The organism is Streptomyces sp. WY228, assembly GCF_019287315.1.
Classification (GTDB): Bacteria; Actinomycetota; Actinomycetes; order Streptomycetales; family Streptomycetaceae; genus Streptomyces; species Streptomyces caviscabies.
The window spans coordinates 2,892,740-2,907,349 of record NZ_CP079114.1; the positions used below are offsets into that span (position 1 = coordinate 2,892,740).

Below are 14,610 nucleotides of genomic sequence, written 5' to 3' on the forward strand. Positions count from 1 at the left end.
GAGGGGAGTTGCGAGGAGAGTTGTGAGCGGAGTTCGGCGGTCGGCCCGGTTGCCTCTCGCCTCCGCCTCAGTAGCATCACCCTCCATGATTGCTCTGGTCGTCACCATCGCCCTGGCCTTCGTCGGGTACGTCGCGGCCTACCTCAACGGGCTGCGGCTCGCCCAGCGCAGCGAGCGGCTCGCGCGGGTGAACCGGCAACTCAGCGACTTCTACGGGCCGTTGTTCGCCATCACCGAGGCCAACGGCCGCGCCTTCGACGCCTTCGCCCAGCGCAACGTCCGGCCCGACGGGCGCTCCCCCTTCGACCACGAGGACCCGCCCACCGAGGAGGAACTCGCCGAGTGGCGGCTGTGGGTGACGACCGTATTCCTGCCGAACATCCGCGCCATGCGCGATCTCGTGGTCACCCACGCCGATCTGCTGCGCGAATCCGGGATGCCGCCGATTCTGCTCAAGCTGTGTGCCCACGTATCCGGTTACGAGATCACGGCCGCCCGGTGGGCGCAGGGCCGGTTCGACCAGCACCTGTCCGTCGTGTCGTTCCCGAGCCAGGAGCTCGCCGACTACGCGCGGGAGGGGTTCACCTCGTTGAAGGTGGAGCAGAACCGGCTGCTGGGTCGGCGGACCGCCGCTTGAGACCGTTCACTCATCTACGCGTCCATGCTTTGTACACGCTCTCATCACAATTCCGCTTCGCTTCCCTCATGCCCCTGATGCGCACCGCCGCGCGCTGCGAGCATCGGCTGCTCCACCGCACGTAGTCCGGCCTTGGGGGGCAACACATGCAGACGAGGAAGCAGACACGGCGGCCGCGGCGCGGCGTCCTCCGGATACAGGTGTCGGCCGGAGCGGGCGCGCTCGCGCTGCTCCTTGCGGGGTGCGGGGACGAGGGTGCCGCGTCGACCGGTTCGTCGCCCTCCGTGAAGCGGGCGCTGGCCCTCATGGACGACGACGAGCAGAACGTGGACGCCGGCGACAGCCTGGACGTGGACGTCCTCGACAACGACTCCGTCATCCTGGAGAGCGGAGTCGGAGCGGGACTGCTCGACGCCTACGACCCGGCCGAACTGTCCCTGGACATCGACACCGCGCCCGCCCACGGTTCCGCGTCGGTGTCCGGGGCGACGGTCACGTACACCGCCAGGGAGGGGTACGCCGGTGAGGACGAGCTGACGTACCAGGTCCTCGTGAAGGGGAGCGAGGTCCCCGCCGCCACCGCCGTCGTCCGCTTCACCGTCACCGCGCCCGCGGGCGGTCAGCGGTAGTCGTCGGGGTGGTCCTGCATCCAGGTGTTGATGCCGTCGCGGGTGCCGACGATCTCGGAGAAGTGCTTCTCCAGATGCGCCTCGGACCGGTCGTCGCCCAGCTTGTCGAACAGGACCTTCATGTCGGCGAGCGGCTTCTTGAAGTGGCCGGGGCCCTTGGTGTCCGCGCGCATCGACTCGTCCAGCTCGGTGAGTTCCCGGGTCACCCGGCCGAGGAAGTAGGCGCAGTCGCCCGCGCCCGGTGTGCAGGTCTCGTTCAGCGTCGCCTGGAGCGTCGCGAAGGCGTCGCGGACCAGTGCGGGGCCGGGTGAGGGAGCGGCAGTGGGCTCCGCCTCGCCCGCCTCCCGCTCGGCCGCGTCCGCGTTCTCGGCGCTCCGGGCGGCGTCCGCAGCCGCCGGATCCGCCGCCGCGTTCGGGACGTCCGTGCCGGGGCCGCCACCGCTCGACGCTTGGGTGCAGGACACCAACGCCGCGGCCACGACCACGGCAAGTGCGCCTGCGCGCAGCCCCGTTCGCGCCGGACGGTGACCTTGGGTACGGGCAGTGTTGCGGAACAGCATGAGACCCCCCTCGTGCGAAGGGTCCAGACACTACCCCGGGTCGCTGCCGGATATCACAGCGAGGTAGGCCGCCATCTCCCCGTACACCGCGGCCGTGTTGTCCAGGTGGGCGTCGTGGCCGGCGTCCGGGATCACGACGGTCCGTGTCGCCGGGTGGCGGGCCCGCATCCGTTCCGCCTCCTCCGGCTTCATCGTGCCGTTCTCTCCCCGTACCACCAGCACCGGGCACCGCACCCGGTCCCAGGCGTCCCAGAGATCGCGGTGCGCGTTCTCCTGGACCGTGGCCACCATCACGTCCCGGTCGACGCGGGGGTGCAGTCCGCCGGGGCCCGGTGCGAGGCCCGCCGCCCAGGCCCGGCCGGCCGGGCCGCCGCCGAAGAACGCCTCGGCCGCTGCCACGTCCGGGAACGGCACCGGCCAGGAGTCCAGCCAGCGCCCGATCTGTTCCGGCAGCCCCGGGCTCGGGCCCGCCGGTCCCGCCTCGATCAGGATCAGCGCACGGCACAGCTCCGGGTGCGCCGCCGCCGTCAGCAGTGCGGTGAGGCCGCCCATCGACTGGCCGACCAGCACCGTGTCCGGGCCGGCCAGACCGAAGCGGCGCGCGACGGCGAGGACGTCGCGTACATGCGCCGCCCGCGTCACGTCACCGGGGCGGCGGGTGCTCGCCCCGCTGCCCCGGGCGTCGAAGGCGATCACCCGGTGCGTGGCCGCGAACCGGGCCGCCAGCGCGTCCCACTCGCCGCAGTGTCCTGCCAGCCCGTGCAGCAGGAGCAGGGGCGGGCCCTCGCCGCCGTGGTCGGTGCAGAAGAGACGTACGGGGCCGGCCCCCGCCCCTGCCCCGGCCGCTTCTCCGGCGTCCTCGCCCGGGACCGTCACCGTCACCGTGGTCGTCCTCATGCCCACTCCCACCCGGAACCCCCGCCTCCCCCGGACCGCCCACCGGCCGCGTCGCCCCGAACGCTAGCCTCGGGCGGAGGAGCCAACCACAGATATACCGACGGCTCGGCCGATGACTCACAGGAAAGCGAAGGTGGCGGCGATGGCGAACGTACCGGCGGCGGCGGTGGCGGCGAGCGGGCTCATCGGGGGCTACGGCGTCGCCCGGTGGACCAAGAAGCGGCCGCTCGGCGGCGTCGCGCTCGCCGCCGCCGGGTCCCTCGCCGCGTACGAGTGGAACCGCCAGGCCGGGCCGCGTGCCGCCGCCGGGCTGAGCGTCGCCTACGTCGCCGCCTTCGCCGGATCGCACCCGCTCGCCAAGAAGGTCGGCGCCTGGCCCGCCGTGTTCGCCGTCGCGGGCGGCGTGGCGGCCGCGTCCTGGGCCGTCACCCGCCGGGCCGCGCACGGCTGAGCCCTATCGGCGCCGGGCCGCCCACGGCTGAGCCCCGCCAGAAGCCGGGACGCCGCCGGCTGATCCCCGCCGGACGCCGGGTCGCCCTCGCTGAGCCCCGCCCCGCGTTCGACGGACCGCCCACCGCTGGGCCCGCCCGGCGTCCACCGGACCGGACCGCCCACCGCTGAGCCCGCCCGGCGTCCGAAAGGATCCGGTCCTGCTCCGGCCCCGCATCACGGGCCGGAAAGAATCCCGCGCCGCGCTGAACGCCCGCCGCCCCGCGCCCGTACTACCGGGCAACTCCCCCGCGTAAGCCGGGTGCGTACCCGTACGACAGGACGGGTACGCACCCGGAACCTCCGGCCCGCGAGGCCTCAGCCCCCCAGCGCGTGCGACACCGTGTAGATCGCCAGGCCCGCCAGCGCGCCGACCACCGTGCCGTTGATCCGGATGAACTGCAGGTCGCGGCCGATGTGCGCCTCGATCTTCTTCGAGGTCTGGTCCGCGTCCCAGCCCGCGACCGTCTCGCTGATCAGCGAGGTGATCTCCGCGCGGTACGTCGTCACCACGTACACCGCCGCGTCCTCCAGCCAGCCGTCCAGCTTGCCCTGGAGCCGTGTGTCGCTCGCCAGCCTGGCGCCCAGCGACATCAGCGAGGCGCGGGCGCGCAGCCGCAGTTCGCTGCGCTCGTCCTCCGCCGCCGAGAGGATCATCGTGCGGACGGAGGACCAGGCCGAGGCGATGACGTCCTGGACCTCGCCGCGGCCCAGGATCTCCGACTTCAGCCGCTCCACCCGGGCCCGGGTGTCGGCGTCGCTCTGGAGGTCGGCCGCGAAGTCGGTCAGGAACGTGTCGATCGAGCCGCGCGCCGGGTGCTCCGGCATGTCCCGCATCTCCGTGATGAACCGCAGCAGTTCCTTGTAGACCCGCTCCCCCACCCGCTTGTCCACGAACCTCGGCGTCCAGCCGGGCGCCCCGCCCTGGACCGCGTTCATCACCGAGTCGCCGTGCTCCACCAGCCAGTCGTGCGCCCGTACGCAGACGAGGTCGACGACCTTGCGGTGACCGCCGTCCGTGACGACCTTCTCCAGCATCTTGCCGAGACCCGGGCCGACCTCGACCGCGTCCGCGCGCCGGGTGATGGCCTCGCCGACCACCGCCTGCACATCGGAATCCCGAAGGACCGTCAGCGCACCGCGCAGCGCCGTCGCGAGCTCGGCGGTGACCCGGTCCGCGTGGGCCAGCTCCGCGAGCCACACGCCGAGCCTCCGGCCGACCCCCAGAGCGTGAATTCGGTCACGAATGACGTCCCCGGAGAGAAAGTTCTCGCCAACGAAGGAACCGAGGGACTGTCCTAGCTGATCCTTCTTGGTGGGGATGATGGCCGTGTGCGGAATGGGCAGGCCGAGCGGGCGCCGGAAGAGCGCCGTCACGGCGAACCAGTCCGCCAGCGCGCCCACCATCCCCGCCTCGGCAGCCGCCGCAACGTAGCCCGGCCAGCCCCCCACGCCTGAGTTCTTCGCCCAGGTGGCCAGGACGTAGACGAGCGCGACGAGCAGAAGGAGGCCGGTGGCCGTGAGCTTCATGCGCCGTACGCCGCGCTGTTTCTCCTCGTCGGCGGCGGTGTACGCGAACGAGGCCAGCGGGCCCGCGCCCGCCCTCGTCCCCCGCTCCTCCTCCCGCTCTCGTCCCGATGGCAGCGCCGCCACCGCGTCCTGCTCCTGCTCGCCGGATCCGGTCCGTTCCATCCGCTCCACCCGTCCGCGTACGTCTCGCCCCCGTGACGTACGCATTGTCCCTACCTCCCCTACTCCCGGGCCGCACGTCGAGTTCCCGACGGCCTGTCGCATCATGGGACCAGCACGATCATCACAAGGAGAAACACCGCACATGCCCAGGCGCCAGGGGTATGCCCTGCTCATCGCCCTAGTGGCGGGCACCGCCGTGCTCGCCGCCGCCGTCGCCTTCGGTACGACGCTGCTCTCCGGTCCCCGGTCGACCCCGCTCCCGCCCGCCGAGACCCAGGCGGCGGCCCGTAACCCGGTCGACCCCGCCGCCTCGGGCGGCACCTGGATCGCCACCTGGACCGCCGCGCCCGTCCGCGGCGAACCGGGCACCGAGGGCGGGCTTCCCGGGCGCACCATCCGTAACGTCGTGCACACCAGCATCGGCGGGAACGTCGCCCGCATCACGCTGTCGAACCTCTTCGGTACGGCCCCTCTGGTCATCGACCAGGCCACCGTCAACACCCGGCCGGTGACCTTCAAGGGCGCCGCCGCCGTCACCGTCGCCGCGGGCGGACGGGTCATCAGCGATCCGGTCGTGGTGCCCGTGGCCCCCGACTCCGACCTCCAGGTCAGCTTCCGCACCCCGCAGGCGGGCGGGCCGGTCACCTACCACCCCAACTCCCACCAGACCTCGTACCTGATCGACGAACGCGGCACCTGGACCACCACCCACTGGCGCTATCTGACCGCCGTGGACGTCCGCAGCGAGCGGGCGCGCGGCGCGGTCGTCGCCCTCGGGGACTCCCTGACCGCGGGCAGCGGCTCCACCACCGACGCCAACGCCCGCTGGCCCGACGTCCTCGCCGACCGGCTGGGCGGCCGGTACGGGGTCGCCAACGCGGGCATCGCGGGCAACCGGGTCGTGGGCGTCGGCCGCGGCACCGGGGGCCAGGCGGGCACCGACCGGCTCGACCGCGACGCGCTGTCGGTCGCCGGAGCCCGGACGCTCGTCGTGGCGCTCGGCATCAACGACGTACAGCAGTCCCCGCAGGAGGCCGACCCCCAGCGCATCGTGGACAGCCTGCGCGCCCTCGCCGACCGGGCGCACGCCCGCGGACTCTCGGTCGTCGGCGCGACGCTGACCCCGTTCGAGGGCTTCGCCACCTGGACGCCGCAGCGCGAGGCCGTGCGCCAGGCGGTCAACGAGCAGATCCGGGCGGGCACGGTCTTCGACGCGTACGTGGACTTCGACGCGGCGGTACGCGACCCCGCCGCGCCGGGCCGGATCCTCACCTCGTACGACTCCGGAGACCACCTGCACCTCAACGACGACGGCTACCGCGCGCTCGGCGACCACGTGGACCCGAAGCTCCTGGACCGGGCCGGCGCGCCCCGGTCCGACGCGCTGTGAGCCGCTGAGGAGACGTGCGTACGAGCGGGGCGGGCCGGTCGGTCGGGCCGCCCGAGGCGGGTGTGGCGCTCAGAGCTCCTTGCGGCCGCCGCCACCGTCCGCGCCGCTGTCCGGGCCCTCCAGCTCGCGCCGGCGGCGTGCTTCCAGTTCCGCTTCCTCCGCGGCCTTCAGCCGGCGGCGCTCCGCCTTCGTCCGCTTGCGCTCCACGCCGACGCCGCCCATCAGGGCGAAGCCGGTGATCCGCACATGCGGGGAGTCGGGGGCGATCTCGCCGTCCTCGTTGGAGCCCTCGCCGAAGCCGCCCATGATGCCGATGCCCCGGACCTCGACGTTCAGCTCCGGCGGCGCGGTCACATGGAGGCCGCCCATGATCGTGAAGCAGCGGATGACGACCTCACGGTCCTCGAAGTTGGCCTCGCGCAGATCGATCTCGCCGCCGCCCCACATCGCGAACGCGGTGAACTTCCGGGCCACCGTCCAGCGGCCCTTCCGGTTGAACCCGCCCCAGAAGGCGAACGCCCCCTTCGAGGTGGCGTTGCCGCCGATGCGCGCGGGCCAGTTCGCCGCGGAGCCCCGCAGCGGGGCGGGCGCGGACGAGCCGACCGGGGCGACCGCCGATCCCGGTGCCGGAAGGTCCTGGACCAGCGGCTCCAACTCCCCGTGCGTACGGGCCTTGTAGGCCGTTTCGAGGCGCTGGTCGAACTCGTCCATATCCAGTCGGCCCTCGGCCACGGCCTCGCGCAGCAGTTCCGCGATCCGCTCACGCTCGGCGTCGGAGGCGCGCATTTCCGGACGTTCACTTGTCATACCGCGCAGCCTATTGAACGGACCCGTTCCCGGCACAGACCCGCAGGCCCACGACCTGCGCGCGCCGCCCCGGAGGGCAACTCGGAAGGCGAATCGGAAGGCCCCGCGGCCCTCCCGTGCGTGCCCGTCAGGGCGCGGACTCGTACATCCTCGCGATCACGGCCTCGATGTCCGGCTCCCGCACCGACAGGTCGACCAGCGGGTACTCCGCGGCGATCCGCGCCACCAGCGGGGCCGCCGACACGGCCGCGGGGAACGCCAGCCACTGGCGCGGGCCCTCCACCTTGACCGCCCGCAGTGCCGGGGTCCCGCCCGCCGCCTCCGGTGCCAGCACGATCGGGGGGAGTTCGCGCTCCAGGTCCACCACGAGCATGCGTTCGCTCTCCCCGGCCTCATGGAGACCGGCGACCGAACCGTCGTACATCAGCCGGCCGTGGTCGATCACCATCACCCGGTTGCACAGCTGCTCGATGTCGGTGAGGTCGTGCGTCGTCAGCAGGACCGTCGTCCCGCGCTCGGCGTTCAACTCCTTGAGGAACTGCCGCACTTTGGCCTTGGAGATCACGTCCAGGCCGATCGTCGGCTCGTCCAGGTACAGCACCTCCGGATCGTGCAGCAGCGCCGCCGCGATGTCGCCGCGCATCCGCTGTCCGAGCGAGAGCTGCCGGACGGGGACGTCCAACAGCTCGCCCAGGTCGAGGAGTTCGACACAGCGGTCCAGGTTCTCGCGGTAACGCCGGTCGGGAATGCGGTACATGCGGTGCATCAGCCGGTACGAGTCGCGCAGCGGCAGGTCCCACCAGAGGGTCGTCCGCTGTCCGAAGACCACGCCGATGCGGTGGGCCAGCCGGGTGCGTTCGCGGGACGGGTCGATGCCCGCGACGCGCAGCCGGCCGCCGCTCGGTGTGAGGATGCCCGTCAGCATCTTGATCGTGGTCGACTTGCCGGCCCCGTTCGGGCCGATGTAGCCGACCATCTCGCCGCGCGCGACCCGGAAGCTGATCCCGTCCACGGCCCGGACCTCGTGCCGTTCCCTGCGCACCAGGCCGGCCTTCCGGCGGACCTGGAACACCTTCTCGACGCCGTCGAGGGTGATGAAGCCGTCGTCCGCCATGCCCGTGCTCTCCCGCGTAGTCCCGGCCGACCCGGTCGGCTCCTGGTTCCTCAACTGCCCGTGCTCCGGTACGCCCGCAGCCCCGCCCGCCACGCGAGGCCCGCGAGCACCCAGCAGGCGGCCGCCACCAGCGGCGGCAGGAACGCCACCCACCGCGGCAGGTCGACCGGGTAGTCCCGGCCGAGCACGTACAGCGCGGGCAGCCAGCTGACGAAGGCCAGCGGCACCACGAAGGTCACCCCGCGCACGAGGTCCTTCGCGAAGATCGTGGGCGGGTACTGGAGCAGCGTCGTCCCGCCGTACGTGAAGGAGTTCTGCACCTCCGAGGCGTCCTGCGCGACGAACTGGAACGCCGCCCCCATGACGAAGATCGCCCCGAAGATCGCCGCTCCGCTCACCACCATCATCGGCAGCATCAGCACCTTCAGCGGCGTCCACGCGATGTCCAGCGAGAGCAGCGCATAGCCGAGCACCAGCAGCCCCTGCGTGATCCTCCCCAGCCGACGCAGCGCGAACCGGTCCGCCGCCACCTGCGCCAGCACCGGCACCGGCCGCACCAGCAGGGTGTCGAGCGTGCCGTCGCGCACCCGGCGGCCCACCCGGTCCATCGAGCCCAGCAGCAGATCGCTCAGCCCGAACGCCGTCGCCGACACCCCGTAGAGCAGGGCGATCTCCGCCAGCGTGTAGCCGCCCAACGCGTCGACGTGCGAGAACATCAGCAGGATCGTCACGAAGTCGAAGGCCGTCACCGCGAGGTTGCCGAACGTCGTCATGGCGAACGAGGCCCGGTACGCCATCGTCGAACGCACCCACATCGCCATGATCAGCCCGTACGCGCGCACGCCCTCCAGCAGCCGCGGCCGCTCCTCGAACGCGAAGCCGCCCGGTTCCGGGGCCTGTTCCCCGCCGGTCCGCACCACCACCGTGTCAGCCACCCTGCACCACCACCCTCCTGGTCGCCGCGGTCTGCAGCAGCCGGCCCGCCAGCAGCAGCACCACCGCCCAGCCGCCCTGGAACGCGTACGCCTCCACCAGCCCCCACCCCGTGTGCTTGCCGAGGAACACATCGGCCGGCACCTGGAGCAGCGAGGACCACGGCAGCGCCCGCGCCACCTCGCCGAGCAGCCCGGGGAAGAGGTTCAGCGGCAGCAGCATCCCGGAGAAGAACAGCCCGGCCAGCGACACGATCTGCAGCGCGCCCGCCCCGTCCATCAGCCAGAACGCCGACAGCGCGACCAGATAGCGCACCGCGAAGCTCACCACCACGCCCAGGAACACCGAGAGGAGGAACGCCGGCCAGGTCCACGGCGAACCGGGCAGCGCCAGATCGAAGGCGAACGCCCCCAGCACCATCGGCGCGATCCCCCGGCCCAGCAGATGGAACGCCGCCCGGCCCAGGTCCCCGGCCAGCCACCACAGCTGGAGGTCGGCCGGACGGTACAGATCGACGGCGATGTCCCCCGTACGGATCCGCTCCATCAGCTCGTCCTCGAAGCCGCCGCCCATCATGGCGCAGGTCATCAGCAGGGCCTGCCCGAGCCAGACGTACGTCAGCGCCTGGGACGTGTCGTACCCGCCGAGCTGCGGGCGCGCGTCCCAGAGCGCGATGTAGGTGTACGCCATGATGAAACCGAAGACCGTGTTGGTGAACACCCCCGCGGCCGTGGCCGTCCGGTACGTGGCGTAGCGCCGGAACGCACCCCCCGCCACCACCGCGTAGAGCCGCACGCCGTCCCCTCTCCCCCGCCGCCACCGGCTCCCGGCACCAAAGCGCACGAGCGTAGTGCACGGCTGACGGCGGCCGCGAACGTATTTCGCGCACGCGTTTCGCGCATGTCATGCGGGGGGTGACGCCGGAGGAGGGAACAGACCGTCAAGAACCGAGGCTTTTCCGGTGAAACGGGCACTATGGGAGAACCGACCACGCCCGAGGAGCCCCACGGACATGAGCGACGAGCCACAGCACTGGGCCCCCCGCGAGCCCTCGGACGCGGCCGCCACCCCCGGCGGCGACCGGGGCGGGCCGCCCGGGACGGACGCGCACGGTGCGCAGGGCGCGAAGAGCGGCAAGGGCGGAAAGAAGCGGCGGCCCCGGCGCACCGGCTGGCGGCGCGCCGTCCCCACCTGGCGGATGGTCCTCGGCACCGTGCTGGGCCTCGGCCTGCTCCTCGTCGGCGGGATCGTCGCCGGATACCAGCTCGTCGACATCCCGGCCGCCAACGCCTCGGCCACCGCCCAGTCCAACGTCTACCTCTACAACGACGGCAGCGTCATCGCCCGCGACGGCGACGTGAACCGGGAGAAGGTCAAGCTCTCGCAGGTCCCCATGACCGTCCAGCACGCGGTCCTGGCCGCCGAGGACCGGGACTTCTACTCCGACGACAGCGCCGTGGACGTGAAGGCGATGGTCCGGGCCGGCTGGAACACCGTGACCGGCAAGGGCAAACAGGGCGGCTCGACCATCACCCAGCAGTACGTGAAGAACTACTACCTCGGCCAGGAACGGACCGTCCTGCGCAAGGCCAAGGAGGCCATCATCGCGGTCAAGCTCAACCGCGAGGTGACCAAGGACCAGATCTTCGAGGGCTACCTCAACACCAGCTACTTCGGGCGCAACGCGTACGGCATCCAGGCCGCCGCCCAGGCCTACTACGGCAAGAACGTCGAGGAGCTCAGCACCGCCGAGGGCGCGTACCTCGCCGCCCTCCTCAACGCCCCCAGCGCCTACGACGTCGTCGCCCACCCCGACAACAAGCCCGCGGCGCAACGCCGCTGGAACTACGTCCTGAACGGCATGGTCAAGGAGGACTGGCTGCCCGCCGCCGAACGGGCGACGACACGCTTCCCCACCCCCGGCGAGGCGAAACCGTCGACCGGGCTCTCCGGCCAGCGCGGCTACATCGTGCAGGCCGTCGAGGACTATCTGAACCGGCACGGCATCCTCGACGAGAAGACCCTCGCCACCGGCGGCTACCGCATCACCACCACCCTCGACAAGGCCAAGCAGGACGCCTTCGTCAAGGCCGTCGACACCAACGTGACGGCCAGGACCAGCCCCGACCGCAAGGCCGACCGCGACGTCCGCGTCGGCGGGGCCTCGATCGTCCCCGGCAGCGGCGCGGTCGTCGCCCTGTACGGCGGCATCGACTACACGCAGCAGTACGTCAGCAACGCCACCCGCCGCGACTACCAGGTCGGCTCCGTCTTCAAGCCGTTCGTCCTCACCTCGGCCGTCGTCAACGACTCCACCACCCAGGACGGCCGCCCCATCACGCCCAACACCGTCTACGACGGCAGCAACAAACGCACGGTCGTCGGCCCGCAGGGCGCCACCGACTACGCCCCCGCCAACGAGGACGACGTCGACCACGGCGACATCACCGTGCGCACCGCCACCGACGAGTCCGTCAACTCCGTCTACGCGCAGATGGCCCAGGACGTCGGCCCCGGCAAGGTCCGGGACACCGCGATCGCCCTCGGCATCCCCGCCGACACCCCCGACCTCACCGCCTCGCCCTCCATCGCGCTCGGCCCGGCCAACGCCAGCGTCCTGGACATGGCCGAGGCGTACGCCACCCTCGCCGACCACGGGCGGCACGGCCCGTACGTCCTCGTCGACAAGATCACCAAGGACGGCGCCGAGGTCGAACTGCCCGAGCGCACGACCGAGCAGGCCGTCAGCCGCGAGGCCGCCGACACCACCACCGCCGTCCTGCGCAGCGTCGTGGAGGGCGGCACCGGCACGGCGGCCCAGGCGGTCGGCCGCCCCGCCGTGGGCAAGACCGGCACGGCGGAGGAGGACCGGGCCGCCTGGTTCGCCGGATACACCCCGGACCTCGCGACCGTCGTCGCCGTGATGGGCCAGAACCCGGACACCGGCGCCCAGACCTCGCTGTACGGAGCCCTCGGCCTGCCCCGTATCAACGGCGGCGGCGCACCGGCCGAGACCTGGGCCGCCTATACGGAGGCGGCGCTGCGCTCCTCCCCGGCCCAGGAGTTCGACCTGGAGACGATGCCGGGGTCGGACGAGGAGGACGAGCCCCTGCTCGACGAGGACTCCGACGGAAGCACGGAGCCGTCCGCCGCGTCGGACCCCACCGCGCCCTCCGCCACCGCCCCTTCCGGCACCGCACCGAGCAGCCCGGCCGCCAGCTCCGCACCCACATCCGGCACGGACACCGGCGGAGCGGACGGTACGGGCGGGGGCAACGCCTCCGGCGGCTCGGGAGGGACAGGGGGCACCGAGGGCACCGGCGGGGCGGGCGGCACGGGCGGCCTCACCGAAGGCGCCCGCGGCCCGGACTTCCCGGACGGCCGACCGGTGTGACCGCCCGGCTCGACCGCTTGACGTAACGCCCGACGTGACCGGCCGGCATAACCGGCCCCGCCCTCAGCACCAGCGCTCGCGCCCGAGCCCGCCCTCAGTGGCCGGACGTCGCCTTCAGGCCGACCACGGCCACCAGCAGCAGACAGACGAAGAAGATCCGGGCGGCGGTCACCGGCTCGTTCAGCACGACCATGCCCAGGATCGCGGCACCGGCCGCGCCGATACCGACCCACACGCCGTACGCCGTACCGATCGGCAGCGTCTTCGCCGCATGCGACAGCAGCACCATGCTCGCCACGATCCCGAGGCCCGTGAACACGCTCGGCCACAGCCGCGTGAACCCCTCGGTGTACTTCATCCCGATCGACCAGCCCACTTCGAGCAGACCGGCGACGACCAACAGAACCCACGCCATGACAGGCACCTCCGACGAAACCACGCGAACAGAACGGGTGCGTCGTCTTTGCCAACCCGGTACGGCGCGTCTCGTCGGGGTGGTCCCACCGTAGCAAAAAACGGGAAAGGGCCCGGTGACACCGGTCACCAGGCCCTGAACAGCCCCTGCCCCTGCCGCGCGGTCCCGCGGCTGTCCTGGGCCGTCCTACAGATACAGCCCGGTCGAATCCACCGAACCCTCGAACCGGTCGGCGGCCACCGCGTGCAGATCGCGCTCCCGCATCAGGACGTACGCCACGCCCCGCACCTCGACCTCGGCACGGTCCTCGGGGTCGTACAGCACCCGGTCGCCGGGCTCCACCGTCCGTACGTTCTGGCCGACCGCCACGACGACGGCCCAGGCGAGGCGCCGGCCCACCGCGGCCGTCGCCGGGATCAGGATGCCGCCGCCGGAACGCCGCTCGCCCTCGGCCGTGTCGTTCCGCACCAGCACCCGGTCGTGCAGCATCCGGATGGGCAGCTTGTCGTCGTGGGTGTTCTCGCTCACGCCCGCAACCTACCTGGCGTGCCCGGCACCGTACGCCGCCGGGTTCCGCTCACGCGCGACGCGCCGCTCACCGGCGGCGTTCCACGCACCCGCGACGCTCGGCTCACCCGCGACGGCGGCGCTTGGACACGGTGAGCAGCCCCACCACACCGACCACCAGCAGCGCCGCGGGAATCACGCGCTCCAGCCGCGGGGAACCGTCCTCCGCGACGAACTGCGCCTTCACCTCCGACACCGAGCGGTTCACCGCGACGAAGGCGCGGCCGGCCGTCCGGTCCACGGACTGGGCCGCCTTCGCCTTGGCGTCTCCGATGATCGTCTTCGGGTGTACGCGCACCCCGATCTCGTCGAGCACCACAGCGAGCTGCTCGCGCCTGCTGATGATGTCCGCCTCGATCTGCGCAGGGGTCCTGGCATCCGACACTGCGCCGCCTCCGTGGTCGTCGTCCGGTAAACCTTCGTCTGGGCCTTCGTCGACAGTCTGTCAGCTCGAACCTCCGCACACCCGGCGGCACCCCTATTACCCTCGGTCCCGTCCGACCCGTGCACCACCCGAGGAGAACCACATGAGCGAGCGACTGAAGCCCGGCGACACCGCTCCCGCCTTCACCCTTCCCGACGCCGACGGCAACGAGGTGTCGCTCGCGGACCACAAGGGCCGCAAGGTCATCGTGTACTTCTACCCGGCCGCTCTTACCCCCGGATGCACCAAGCAGGCCTGCGACTTCACGGACAACCTCGACCTTCTGGCGAACGCCGGGTACGACGTCATCGGCGTCTCGCCCGACAAGCCGGAGAAGCTCGCGAAGTTCCGCGACACGGAAAACCTCAAGGTCACCCTGGTGGGCGACCCGGCCAAGGAAACTTTGGCGGCGTACGGCGCCTTCGGCGAGAAGAAGCTCTACGGCAAAGTGGTGACAGGCGTGATCCGGTCGACCGTCGTCGTCGACGAGGACGGAAAGGTCGAGCACGCGTTCTACAACGTGAAGGCGACCGGTCACGTCGCGAAAATCATCAGGGATCTGGGCATCTGACGCCCGCCCGGCCCGGAGTTCCGGCCCCGGGCCGCCCCTCGCACGATTCCGGCGGGACCGGCGATGTCCGGTCGGCGGCCGCCGGGAGAAC

The 14,610-nt window shown here is 72.1% G+C and carries 16 protein-coding genes and 1 riboswitch; of the genes, 6 read left to right on the forward strand and 10 right to left on the reverse strand.

The window, feature by feature from the left end; genetic code table 11:
• Nucleotides 1-85 precede the first annotated feature (85 nt).
• Together KV381_RS12500 and KV381_RS12505 are read left to right on the forward strand one after the other, a co-directional pair.
• Nucleotides 86-637: a hypothetical protein gene (locus KV381_RS12500; protein WP_030087682.1), complete on the forward strand. Its 552-nt coding sequence runs from the start codon at nt 86-88 to the stop codon at nt 635-637.
• A gap of 146 nt (nt 638-783) precedes the next feature.
• Nucleotides 784-1,266, forward strand: a complete 483-nt coding sequence (locus tag KV381_RS12505) for an Ig-like domain-containing protein (RefSeq protein WP_218785225.1) — start codon at nt 784-786, stop codon at nt 1,264-1,266.
• Here KV381_RS12505 and KV381_RS12510 read toward each other — a convergent pair.
• Complete coding sequence (locus KV381_RS12510; RefSeq protein ID WP_078845991.1) at nt 1,257-1,751, reverse strand: hypothetical protein; 495 nt, start codon at nt 1,749-1,751, stop codon at nt 1,257-1,259. The two genes, KV381_RS12505 and KV381_RS12510, sit on opposite strands and share 10 nt — an antisense overlap.
• A 105-nt stretch (nt 1,752-1,856) precedes the next feature.
• The gene (locus tag KV381_RS12515) at nt 1,857-2,723 is read right to left on the reverse strand and encodes an alpha/beta fold hydrolase (RefSeq protein ID WP_218785226.1); all 867 of its coding nucleotides are present in this window, start codon (nt 2,721-2,723) and stop codon (nt 1,857-1,859) included.
• A gap of 142 nt (nt 2,724-2,865) precedes the next feature.
• Between KV381_RS12515 and KV381_RS12520 the strand changes: the two genes are divergently transcribed.
• Nucleotides 2,866-3,174 carry a hypothetical protein gene (locus KV381_RS12520; protein ID WP_030087675.1) on the forward strand — a complete coding sequence of 103 codons (309 nt, stop codon included), beginning with the start codon at nt 2,866-2,868 and terminating at the stop codon, nt 3,172-3,174.
• 356 nt (nt 3,175-3,530) lie between these two features.
• On the opposite strand, the gene KV381_RS12525 is transcribed toward KV381_RS12520, so the two are convergent.
• Entirely contained in the window at nt 3,531-4,904 is a 1,374-nt protein-coding gene (locus KV381_RS12525) for a DUF445 domain-containing protein (RefSeq protein ID WP_256995057.1), read from the reverse strand.
• A gap of 142 nt (nt 4,905-5,046) precedes the next feature.
• Between KV381_RS12525 and KV381_RS12530 the strand changes: the two genes are divergently transcribed.
• Entirely contained in the window at nt 5,047-6,294 is a 1,248-nt protein-coding gene (locus KV381_RS12530; RefSeq protein ID WP_030629031.1) for an SGNH/GDSL hydrolase family protein, read from the forward strand.
• Between the two features lie 69 nt (nt 6,295-6,363).
• Here the strand turns inward: KV381_RS12530 and KV381_RS12535 are convergent, their stop codons facing one another.
• The 4 genes from KV381_RS12535 to KV381_RS12550 form a co-directional block, all read right to left on the reverse strand.
• On the reverse strand, nt 6,364-7,080 hold the full coding sequence (locus KV381_RS12535) for a DUF1707 domain-containing protein (protein WP_218787209.1): 717 nt from the start codon (nt 7,078-7,080) through the stop codon (nt 6,364-6,366).
• 148 nt (nt 7,081-7,228) lie between these two features.
• The gene (locus tag KV381_RS12540; protein ID WP_218785228.1) at nt 7,229-8,215 is read right to left on the reverse strand and encodes an ATP-binding cassette domain-containing protein; all 987 of its coding nucleotides are present in this window, start codon (nt 8,213-8,215) and stop codon (nt 7,229-7,231) included.
• 50 nt (nt 8,216-8,265) lie between these two features.
• Complete coding sequence (locus KV381_RS12545) at nt 8,266-9,150, reverse strand: ABC transporter permease (RefSeq protein ID WP_030087666.1); 885 nt, start codon at nt 9,148-9,150, stop codon at nt 8,266-8,268.
• Entirely contained in the window at nt 9,143-9,943 is an 801-nt protein-coding gene (locus tag KV381_RS12550) for an ABC-2 family transporter protein (RefSeq protein WP_030087664.1), read from the reverse strand. The genes KV381_RS12545 and KV381_RS12550 overlap by 8 nt, the downstream gene beginning before the upstream one ends.
• Before the next feature lie 217 nt (nt 9,944-10,160).
• Here KV381_RS12550 and KV381_RS12555 point away from each other — a divergent pair, with 217 nt between their 5' ends.
• A complete protein-coding gene (locus KV381_RS12555) occupies nt 10,161-12,542 on the forward strand; it encodes a transglycosylase domain-containing protein (RefSeq protein ID WP_218785229.1) in 2,382 nt (793 codons plus the stop codon).
• 94 nt (nt 12,543-12,636) lie between these two features.
• Here the strand turns inward: KV381_RS12555 and KV381_RS12560 are convergent, their stop codons facing one another.
• The 3 genes from KV381_RS12560 to KV381_RS12570 all read right to left on the reverse strand — a co-directional run bounded on the left by KV381_RS12560 (nt 12,637) and on the right by KV381_RS12570 (nt 13,909).
• On the reverse strand, nt 12,637-12,957 hold the full coding sequence (locus KV381_RS12560; protein ID WP_006124859.1) for a multidrug efflux SMR transporter: 321 nt from the start codon (nt 12,955-12,957) through the stop codon (nt 12,637-12,639).
• A 36-nt stretch (nt 12,958-12,993) separates the two neighbouring features.
• Nucleotides 12,994-13,068, reverse strand: a riboswitch (guanidine-III (ykkC-III) riboswitch).
• 75 nt (nt 13,069-13,143) lie between these two features.
• The gene (locus tag KV381_RS12565) at nt 13,144-13,485 is read right to left on the reverse strand and encodes a co-chaperone GroES (RefSeq protein WP_030087658.1); all 342 of its coding nucleotides are present in this window, start codon (nt 13,483-13,485) and stop codon (nt 13,144-13,146) included.
• Between the two features lie 103 nt (nt 13,486-13,588).
• Nucleotides 13,589-13,909, reverse strand: a complete 321-nt coding sequence (locus tag KV381_RS12570) for a DUF3618 domain-containing protein (protein WP_030087656.1) — start codon at nt 13,907-13,909, stop codon at nt 13,589-13,591.
• A gap of 142 nt (nt 13,910-14,051) precedes the next feature.
• Between KV381_RS12570 and bcp the strand changes: the two genes are divergently transcribed.
• Nucleotides 14,052-14,519, forward strand: a complete 468-nt coding sequence (gene bcp, locus KV381_RS12575; RefSeq protein ID WP_006124862.1) for a thioredoxin-dependent thiol peroxidase — start codon at nt 14,052-14,054, stop codon at nt 14,517-14,519.
• Nucleotides 14,520-14,610: the final 91 nt, after the last annotated feature.

Bases quoted from the DNA above. Each gene is read 5' to 3' on its own strand.
- KV381_RS12505 (WP_218785225.1), top strand. From the start codon at position 784: ATGCAGACGAGGAAGCAGACACGGCGGCCGCGGCGCGGCGTCCTCCGG.
- KV381_RS12535 (WP_218787209.1), bottom strand. From the start codon at position 7,080: ATGCGCGCCTCCGACGCCGAGCGTGAGCGGATCGCGGAACTGCTGCGC.
- bcp (WP_006124862.1), top strand. From the start codon at position 14,052: ATGAGCGAGCGACTGAAGCCCGGCGACACCGCTCCCGCCTTCACCCTT.
- KV381_RS12515 (WP_218785226.1), bottom strand. From the start codon at position 2,723: ATGAGGACGACCACGGTGACGGTGACGGTCCCGGGCGAGGACGCCGGA.
- KV381_RS12500 (WP_030087682.1), top strand. From the start codon at position 86: ATGATTGCTCTGGTCGTCACCATCGCCCTGGCCTTCGTCGGGTACGTC.
- KV381_RS12540 (WP_218785228.1), bottom strand. From the start codon at position 8,215: ATGGCGGACGACGGCTTCATCACCCTCGACGGCGTCGAGAAGGTGTTC.
- KV381_RS12525 (WP_256995057.1), bottom strand. From the start codon at position 4,904: ATGGAACGGACCGGATCCGGCGAGCAGGAGCAGGACGCGGTGGCGGCG.
- KV381_RS12530 (WP_030629031.1), top strand. From the start codon at position 5,047: ATGCCCAGGCGCCAGGGGTATGCCCTGCTCATCGCCCTAGTGGCGGGC.
- KV381_RS12520 (WP_030087675.1), top strand. From the start codon at position 2,866: ATGGCGAACGTACCGGCGGCGGCGGTGGCGGCGAGCGGGCTCATCGGG.
- KV381_RS12555 (WP_218785229.1), top strand. From the start codon at position 10,161: ATGAGCGACGAGCCACAGCACTGGGCCCCCCGCGAGCCCTCGGACGCG.
- KV381_RS12560 (WP_006124859.1), bottom strand. From the start codon at position 12,957: ATGGCGTGGGTTCTGTTGGTCGTCGCCGGTCTGCTCGAAGTGGGCTGG.